Raw genomic sequence first — 1,164 nt, 5'->3', positions numbered from 1 at the left:
CCCGCACCCGGTCACCGGGCCGCCGCGGCCGCCGCGCTGCGTGAGCGGTTCGCCCCCGACAATGTGCGCGCCTTCGCCAAGTCGTCCCCCGGTCTGTTGATTGCGGTGGGATTGCTGCTGATCGTGCTGTGTGTGAGCGCGGCCGTGGTCACCTCCGGCGCGGTCGGCGACCGCCAGCACGCCCTGGACGTGCTGCTGGCCGAGACCGAACCGGACGCGCACTCCGCGCACCGGCTCTACACCTCGATGTCCATCGCCGACGCCGCCGCCGCGACCGCCTTCATCTCCGGTGGCCTGGAACCGCAGACCGTGCGCGAGCGCTACCTGCGGGCCGTCGGTGAGGCCTCGGCCGAGCTGGTGGTCGGCGCGGCCGACAACGACACCGACATCCGCCTGCGCACCGGCATCGCCACCGGCCTGCCGCTCTACACCGGACTGGTGGAGACCGCCCGCGCCGACAATCGCAGCGGCTACCCGGTCGGCGCCGCCTACCTGAGCGAGGCCTCGAACCAGATGCAGAGCACGCTGCTGCCGATGGCCGAGGAACTGGAGCACCAGCGGTCGGCGGCGGTGGAGCAGGCCACGCGCAGCCATGTGCGCCCGCCGTGGACGGCGATCGTCCTGCTGCTGGTGGCACTGGCCGCCCTGGCATGGGTGCAGACCATGCTGGCCAGGCGCTGGCGGCGCATGCTCAATCCCGGCCTGCTGGCCGCCTCGGCGGCGATGCTGTTGCTGCTGGGCTGGACGGTGATCGGCGGCTCGATCTCGGCCGCCGCGATGATCGACGGCCGCGACCAGGGCACGGTGCCCGGTTCCCGTCTGGTGGAGAGCCGCATCCTCACCCACCAGGCCCGCACCGCGGAGACGTTGAAACTGGCCAGACGCGACGCGACCGGCGACTACGACCGGGTCTTCGACGACGCCATCGCCCGCATCACCGACCTGCTCGACGGCTACCCGCGCGACGCGCCCGCCACCGGCGCGGTCGTCGACGCCGACGACGCGCTGGCCCGGTGGCTGGCCTCGCATCAGCGGATGAACGACGCCCTCGACCGCGGCGACTACACCGGCGCGGCCGAGGTGGCCACCGGCAGCGGCCCCAGCGAGTCCGCCGCGGCCGTCGACGCGCTGGACGCGGCGCTCGACGACGCGCTCGCCCAGACC

The 1,164-nt window shown here is 73.7% G+C and carries 1 protein-coding gene; it reads left to right on the top strand.

Features of this window, described 5'->3' with window-relative positions:
- The coding region (locus QH283_RS07050; RefSeq protein WP_280502206.1) for a hypothetical protein at positions 1 to 1,164 on the top strand (1,164 nt) is incomplete at both ends.

The organism is Nocardia farcinica (assembly GCF_029867845.1).
GTDB lineage: Bacteria > Actinomycetota > Actinomycetes > Mycobacteriales > Mycobacteriaceae > Nocardia > Nocardia farcinica_A.
This window is presented reverse-complemented; position numbering and strand designations above follow the sequence as displayed.